The 2,453-nt window shown below is 70.4% G+C and carries 4 protein-coding genes; all 4 read right to left on the minus strand.

Annotated features, from left to right (window positions below; genetic code table 11):
• A partial coding sequence (locus QN345_RS17995; RefSeq protein WP_323509007.1) for a hypothetical protein occupies positions 1-677 on the minus strand: 677 nt, incomplete at its 3' end.
• Positions 674-1,309 (minus strand): response regulator, encoded by a 636-nt coding sequence (locus tag QN345_RS18000; RefSeq protein WP_241987385.1) that lies wholly within the window; start codon positions 1,307-1,309, stop codon positions 674-676. The genes QN345_RS18000 and QN345_RS17995, both read right to left, overlap by 4 nt.
• A 151-nt stretch (positions 1,310-1,460) precedes the next feature.
• Entirely contained in the window at positions 1,461-2,180 is a 720-nt protein-coding gene (locus tag QN345_RS18005) for a thymidine kinase (protein WP_134561647.1), read from the minus strand.
• 55 nt (positions 2,181-2,235) lie between these two features.
• A partial coding sequence (locus QN345_RS18010) for a hypothetical protein (protein WP_323509008.1) occupies positions 2,236-2,453 on the minus strand: 218 nt, incomplete at its 5' end.

Consider the following 2,453-nt stretch of genomic DNA (forward strand, 5'->3'; position numbering starts at 1 on the left):
GCCTGGACGAAATGGCGGAGTTCGGCACCTCCCAGGGCTTCTTCGAAGGTCGCGCCAAGGTCTACGGCGGCGGCAGCGATGTCCGCCCGAGTGGCGACCGTCGCAGCGTCAACCCGGACGGCATTGCGGCGGGCCGCCATCATCAGCCCGAGGAAGACGCCCACGAGGAGCATCGAGTAGACGGCGTCTTCGAGGCCGACGAGGACCGGCTGGGGATCCGTCGATGTCGCGGCGCGGACGAGGCCGCTGAGCGCGCAGACGACGACGAGATAGGCCCAGCCGAAGCGGTCGCGGGTGGCGACGCCGACGGCGAGGACGGGCACCCCGGTGAAGGTCAGGGCCCAGGGGATGTCCGCGCCGGCCGGGAGCGGGGTGGCCCGGAACGACAACCAGAAGACGAGGATGGCGAGGAACACGACACCCTCGGCGAGCGCGATCCGGCGCAGCAGCCTCAGCGACGCCCGCCGGGAGAGCACACCGAGCGCGACGGGCAGCCCGAAGACGAGGGCCCAGATCAGGATCGCGGGAAGGGGTCGCGGTGCCCAGACCTGACTGAGGAAGGAGCCCAGGCTGAGGAGGCAGAACACCACCGCGGTGGGACCGATCGACGTATAGAGCACCCGGGCGAGGCGCTCGGCGGCGGTCAGGCCGGCGAGCGGGCGCCGGCCGCGCCTCACGGCTGGCCGGGGACCGGCAGGATGCCGTCTTCGAGGGCCCGCTTGTACAGGTCGATCTTCGTGTTGGCCGGGCGTCCGACGCGCTGGTATTTCGAACGGACCCGGCGGATGTAGTCGATCACGGTCGCCTCGGCGAGGCCGGTGCGGGCGGCGACGAGCGGGGCCTTCGCGCCGGCCGCGTAGAGGGAGAGCACTTCGCGTTCCCGCGGGCTGAGCCCGGCGTCGTTGAGCTCGGGGTCGCCGTCGAGGGCGGCAGCCCACTCGGTCGAGGGGATCGGCTCCCCGGCGGCGGCGCGGAGCACCGCGTCGAGCAGCACCGCCGTCGGTTCGGACTTGCGCACCACGCCGAGCACCCCGCTGCGGGCGGCCGTGCGCATCAGCACGGCGTCGTCGCCCGCGGTGAAGGCGAGGACGGCCGAACCGGCGGAGCGCAGCCGGTCGACGTTGTCGCCGACGGCCGAATCGTCGGACAGCCGCAGGTCGAGGATCACGAGGTCGACCGGGTGGCTGGCCTGCGCGGTCGATTCGAGCAGTTCGGTCACCGAAGCGACCGTTGCGACGACCTGGATCTCCGGGAGCGCCCCGAAGAGGGCGGCGAAACCGCGCGCGACGATCTCGTGGTCATCGATCAAGGCAATGCGATAGCTGGGCACGAGAAACTTTCGGTCAGGCCGTACGGGGACGGCGCCTGCGGTGCGGTGAAGCTGGATGGTGTTCCTGCCGCCGGCGTGCGTGTTCGGGTGCCACCGGAAGTGACGGCTTTTCGACGGTGATGTGCTGGTCCTAGGGTGAAACCGGGGGAACGCGCCGGGGGGCATGTGGGGCGCTCGCAGTCTCGCCAGGGACGAGGTCTTCTGGAGAAACAGCCGGGCGCCCCCTCCCCTCGTTCATGGCCCGATGGCCGAGGCGCCCGCCGCTCTCCTCGAGGTAGCAGGAGCCGCACAGGGACTCATAGGTGACGAAGGCCCCGTCGATCGCGACCTGGTCGCCAGCGAAGACGAAGCGCCCGTCGATCTTGCGGCCGTTGAAGACGGCCTTGCGCCCGCAGCGGCAGATGGTCTTGAGTTCTTCGAGGCTGTGCGCGATCTCGAGCAGGCGGCGGCTGCCGGGGAACGCGACGGTCTGGAAGTCGGTGCGGATCCCGTACGCCAGGACGGGGATGTTCTCGAGGATCGCGATGCGGAGCAAGTCGTCGACCTGGGCCTCGGTGAGGAACTGCGCCTCGTCGACGAGGAGGGCGCTGACGTCGAGCCCGTCGCGGGCCACGACCTCAGCGCGGTGCTCCTGGAAGAGGGCGTAGGCATCCGTCTCAGGGGTGAGCAGGAAGTCGACGCCACGCGTCACGCCGAGGCGCGAGAGGATGCCCCGATCACCCTTGGTGTCGACAGACGGCTTGGCGAGCAGCACACGATGGCCGCGCTCCTCGTAGTTGTATGCGGCCTGGAGCATCGACGTGCTCTTGCCGCTGTTCATCGCTCCATAGCGAAAGTACAGTTTTGCCACGGTACCTGGAATCCCCCTCTGCGCCACCCGGCGCGTTCGTCTGCCCCGGGTCAGTTCAGCGTACTGGGCGTGCGACGCGTCGGCGTTCGGGGCCGTGTTCCGCGTCGAACTCGAGCGTCACGAGCGGACGACGACCGGATGCCCGGCTCGTGGAGACGCGCACCCGCCCGAACACCACGTGCAGGACGCCGAGGTAGGGCCGCAGCAGGGCGCGAACGGCCCGAGCGGGCAGGTCGATGCCGACCTGGATCGTGACCTGGTCGAGCCGGGGGG

Source organism: Cryobacterium sp. 10I1 (assembly GCF_035019805.1).
GTDB lineage: Bacteria > Actinomycetota > Actinomycetes > Actinomycetales > Microbacteriaceae > Cryobacterium > Cryobacterium glucosi.